4 protein-coding genes are annotated in these 5046 nt (G+C 62.0%); 1 reads left to right on the forward strand and 3 read right to left on the reverse strand.

What is annotated here, in order from left to right:
• The 3 genes from AAC083_RS20170 to AAC083_RS20180 form a co-directional block, all read right to left on the reverse strand.
• A partial coding sequence (locus AAC083_RS20170) for a FimV/HubP family polar landmark protein (protein WP_258224785.1) occupies positions 1-1566 on the reverse strand: 1566 nt, incomplete at its 3' end.
• A 270-nt stretch (positions 1567-1836) separates the two neighbouring features.
• Complete coding sequence (locus tag AAC083_RS20175) at positions 1837-2853, reverse strand: aspartate-semialdehyde dehydrogenase (protein WP_042037878.1); 1017 nt, start codon at positions 2851-2853, stop codon at positions 1837-1839.
• Between the two features lie 205 nt (positions 2854-3058).
• Positions 3059-4192 carry a 4-phosphoerythronate dehydrogenase gene (locus AAC083_RS20180; RefSeq protein WP_108537560.1) on the reverse strand — a complete coding sequence of 378 codons (1134 nt, stop codon included), beginning with the start codon at positions 4190-4192 and terminating at the stop codon, positions 3059-3061.
• 314 nt (positions 4193-4506) lie between these two features.
• Here AAC083_RS20180 and AAC083_RS20185 point away from each other — a divergent pair.
• The coding region (locus tag AAC083_RS20185) for a phosphatase PAP2 family protein (RefSeq protein ID WP_108537561.1) at positions 4507-5046 on the forward strand (540 nt) is incomplete at its 3' end.

The following is a 5046-nucleotide window of genomic DNA, read 5'->3' on the forward strand; positions in this document are numbered from 1 at the left end:
CGGCTGGCCGTCATCGTTAGCATCCAGTTCCAGATCGGCGGCAAGGTCGTCGTCCAGCTCGGCAAACAGCGCTGCCTGCAGCTCCTCTTCGCTCATGATCTCATGACCGCCCTTGGGCGGGTTGAACTCGTTGGCGAGATCGAGATCCGGTCCGGCATCAAGCTCAATGGCCTCGTCATGGCCTAGATCCAACTCGGGCACCAGATCCGGGTCTCGGATGGCCATCTTGGGCGCAGGTTCCGGCTCGAAGCTGGCCAGATCCGTCTCGCCATCATCGCTGAACACCAGATCGGCCGGTGCCTCTGGCTCTGCAACTGCCATATAACCCTCAGGCGTGTTGAGATCCGGTCTCGGTCGCATCGGCTCCTCGTCCGTGATGCCGACCGTCATCAGCTCGTCAAATTCGCCGCTCTCCTGATCCATGACCATAGAGGTGGATTCAGACAGGCTTTTCTCCTGCTCCTCCAGCTCGCGGCGAGCACGGGAACGCAGCCAGAGCGTGACCAGCGCCAGCACCAGCAGCACGGGCAGCAATATGATCATCGCAAGGTTGAGCGGTGAGGCAAGCAGGTCCATCAGCCAGTTTTGCTTGGGCTCGGGGGCCACCACTGGCGGAACCGGTTTGGCTTTGAGCTCGGCAATCTCTTTTTGCAGCGCAGTCTGATCCAGCAGCTGGGCCTTGAGGATCTCCACCTCTTCGGTCAGGGATTGCAGGCGCAGCTTGAGCCTGTGGTTCATCTCAGTGACCTGGCCAAGCTGGGCATTGGCATCTTCCAGCGCCAGCGCCATCTCGGTGGAGGGCTTGCCGACCGGTTTACCCACATCGGCCGGCAGCGGAGCCGGTGCGCTCGCACTGGCGGCGCTGGTTGCAGCGGCCTGGCTTGGCACGGGTTCGGCCGCCTTGGCAATCTCTTTGACTTCGGTGGTCGGTTGCGGCGTGGTCACCTTGGGCACGGGGGCCGGAATGGGCGCGGCCTTGGGCGCAGTCGCCTTGGCAGGCGCGGCGGCAACCTTGGTTTCAGTCAGCTTGGCCGGTTGGGCATGTTTGTTGGCCAGGTATTTCGGGCTCAACCCTTTCCAGCTGGCGTTGTCGCTGTTGAAACGCTGGCGAGCCTGCGCATCCGTGATGACGCTGGCCTCGGCGGCGGTTGGCAGCTGAATGCGGGATCCCACCAGTATGTGGTTGATGTTGCCATCGGCAAAGCTGCGGGGATTCTTCTCGTAGATCGCCACCATGGTCTGGTAGACGCTCACCTTGTTGGAGGGGCGGTGCCTGCTCGCCAGACTCCAGAGGGTATCGTTGGGGCGGATCGGGCCATAACTGCCGGCATTGCTGGTCGCAACCTGCCGCACTATGGGCTGGGCCCTGGCTTGGCTGGGTTGGGACGTGGTGCGGGGAGCGGTGACGGGTTGTGCCAACGGCTGGGCATTGACGGCAGGCCGATCCGGTTCGTCCGGGCCCTTGATCTCAACAAAAAAAGGCTCCCGCGCCGAGTCTTCAGCCTGAGCGGTGCCCAGCAGACCCAATGCGAGTAGCATTGCCAATGTTATGCGGGAATGTCCCATATTCGTTCCTTCGTATGACGGCCCTATCGCATTGAAAAATCTGGATAGTTACCCCAAAACAGTCGGTTCAATATAAATCAGGCTCAGGGTGCAAGCCAGCAATCCGACACATTTAGCACCCAACGTGTTTGTGAGTGTAGGAAAAAACTTAATCAGTTGATATCACGAAAAATTCTCGGGGCCATAGAGTGCGGCCCCGGTCACATCCACGCCCCATGGGGGTGGCAGGTTTCACGCCAGATGGGGCTCTTTCCCCATCTGGTCAGCCGATCAGAGGTAATCGCGCACCAGCAGTTCGGCAATCTGTACGCTGTTGGTCGCAGCGCCCTTACGAACGTTATCGGCCACGATCCACATATTGATACCACTCGGGTGAGAAATATCCTGACGGACCCGGCCGACCAGCACCTCATCCTTGCCGGTGGCATCGCGCACCGGGGTCGGATAATCCGCGTCGTCATCAAACAGGGTAACGCCCGGAGCATTGCGCAGCAGCTCCTTGACCTGATCCGCATCCAGCGGCTGGTGCAACTCGACGTGGACCGCCTCGGCGTGACCGTAGAACACAGGCACCCGCACGCAGGTGGGGTTCACCGCTATGCTGGCATCTCCCAGGATCTTCTGGGTTTCCCACACCATCTTCATCTCTTCACGGGTGTAGCCGTTGTCGGTGAAGCTGTCGATCTGCGGAATGAGGTTGAAAGCGATCTGTTGCGGGTAGAGGGTCGGCTCCACCGGACGACCGTTGAGCAGCTGCGCGGTCTGGCCGGCCAGCTCGCTCACCCCCTCCTTGCCGGAGCCGGAGACGGACTGGTAGGTCGCCACGTTGATACGGGCTATGCCTACTTCGTCGTGCAGTGGCTTGAGCGCAACCAGCATCTGGATGGTGGAGCAATTCGGGTTAGCGATGATGTTGCGGTTACGAAAATCCGCCAACGCGTCCGGGTTCACTTCCGGGATCACCAGCGGGATGTCTGCGTCGTAACGAAAGCAGGAGGTGTTGTCGATGACGATGCAGCCGTGCTCGGCAGCAATCGGCGCCCACTTGGCAGAGACCTCGCCCCCGGCGGAGAAGAGCGCGATCTGCACCTGGCTCCAGTCAAACTCTTCCACGTCCTTGATCTCGAGGTTCTTGCCACCAAAGCGCACCGTATCACCGGCACTGCGGCTGGAGGCCAGCGGATAGAGGGTGCCTACCGGGAAGGCGCGCTCCTCCAGAATTTCGATCATGGCCTGACCCACGGCGCCGCTGGCGCCCAATACCGCTACGTTGAATTGCTGACTCACTAATATTCTCTCCTGTGGAATTACCCATGGATAGCGCCGGTTAACAGCTGCTATCCATGGTGTCGCTGACGCACGCTGGCATCACAGTTGGCAGGCTGACCTGCCCGATAGGGGATTTGGCATCATGCCAAACCGGACAAGGGCGGGACCGGGTGTGGCACTAGGTCCGCCCATTTTCTGGTGTTGAACTAGGGATTGAGTCGGCTCACTCGGCCTGAATGCCAAAGCCGAGCCGGGCCAGAGTATCGCCAGCAAACGGGCCGCAGACCTGCAACGAGGATAGCTCGCGCCGCTCCGGGTAGTGTTTGCGCTGCTCATCGAAACTGCCGGGCACCTCAATCCGGTTACGAAAACGGGCATCGTCGCGACGCACGTCATAAATAAGGTGCACCAGCTGCTTAATCAACGCCTGATCCGCCGGTTGACCCGGTGTCAGAGCGCGCACCTCGGGGACTGGCAACAAGGATTGCAGATCCTGGCGCGGCGTGCGCCCCAGCTGCTGGCACAGCGCCTGATAGAGCATCCAGGTACCGCGCGCCTTGCCCTCCAGGCTGTAGCCTGCGATGTGAGGAGTCGCTATCTCGGTATGGGGCACCAGGGCCCGCAGTGGCTCGGGCTCCCCTTCCCACACATCCATCACCAGTCGCAGGGGCTGCGGCCCCTGCTGGCGAGCGAGCAGCGCCTGGTTGTCCCACACCTCGCCACGGGAGGCATTGATCAGGATCTGTCCGGCAGGTCGCGCGGCGATCACCTGCTCATCCAGCAGGTGGAAAGTGGCATCCGGCCCCTCGCAGGTGATGGGGACGTGAAAGCTGACGATATCGGCACCTAGGGCACTCTGGTAGTCGACAAACGCCCCAGCCTCCCCCGCCTGCGCAGCGGCCCGGGCACGCGGCGGATCGCAGCGCAGCACCCGCATGCCGAGGGCCCCGGCCTTGCCCGCCACACATTCCCCCGTGTTGCCGGCGCCGATGACGGCGAGGCTCATCTCGCGCAAGGTAAGCTCGTGGCGCTCGGCCAGCACCAGCAAGGCACTCAACACATAGTCGCCGACCGAATACTTGTTGCAGCCGGGCGCGCTGAAGAAGGGGATGTCCCGCTCGGCCAGCAGCGCCTTGTCCACGTGATCCGTGCCTATGGTGGCGGTGCCAACGAACCCGAGCCGCGGGCTGGTGGCGAGGAGTTCGGCATCGACCCGGGTCACGGAGCGCACCAGCAGCACGTCGGCATCTTGCAGATCCGCCGCCTGCATATGCCGTCCTGACAGGGGGATCACCTCGCCAAATTCGGCAAATAACTCAAGGGCATGGGGCATATTTTCATCAACGACGATCTTCATCGGGCTCTCTCACTTCGCAACCGGCCACAGGCGCGCCATTCTAGCCCAAACCAACCGAATTTTCAGATGCATATTCGCCCATGCCCTTTCACCACAGTCGCACCGCCCCGCCTGCCCAAAGCGGCCAGATGCTCAGATGCTTGTTCGCCCATGCCCTTTCACCAGGGTCGCACCGCCAGGTCGGCCCGGGCCACGCTCATTTGTAACCCCATGTTACAGTCAGGCCGGTGCGACTTGACCAACAAGCCTAGGCTGGCACAATGGCGCCTCTTTTTTATCTGCCTCTGTTACACGCACCCGTTACGAGCCCTGTTATGCCAACTCATTCCTCTTCGTTGCCGCGCCGCCAGGCGCTTGGTTTCAGCGCGGCCCTGATCCTGCCGCTGCTGCTGCTGACCTGCCTGCCCTGGCAACCCTTTATGAGCAACTCCCTGCAATCGGGCTGGTTGTGGTGGCCCTACGCCCTTACCCGCATGGTGGATCTGCCCGGCCTCGCCGTCAGCATCGCCGCCCTCTTGCTGCTGACCCGACACAAGCTGGCACTGGGCCTGCCCGCCACGCTGGCCCTCGGTGGCGCCCTGTTTGCCGTGCTGGCGGGCGACTGGGCCATCAAGAGCCTGGTCAAACACCTGACCCAGGAGCCGCGCCCCTATCTGCTCTGGCTGGAGAGCCAGAACCTGATCCCTGCCATCCAGCAGTTCTACGCCAGCAAAGTGGAAGTACGCAGCGAGCAGGTGCATGCGGCCAGCCTCTTGCTAGCCCTGCCCGAGTGGCTCGGCAACCACTGGCAGGCAGAGGTGAACTACGCCTTCCCCTCCGGCCACAGTATCGCCGCCATGAGCCTGGCCCAGTTC

Origin of the sequence: Aeromonas sp. HMWF014 (genome assembly GCF_963878295.1) — a bacterium.
Taxonomy (GTDB): Bacteria; Pseudomonadota; Gammaproteobacteria; order Enterobacterales; family Aeromonadaceae; genus Aeromonas; species Aeromonas popoffii.

What these genes read in the sequence shown, in the direction of transcription:
- AAC083_RS20180 (WP_108537560.1), bottom strand. Translation starts at nt 4,192, where the DNA reads ATGAAGATCGTCGTTGATGAAAATATGCCCCATGCCCTTGAGTTATTT.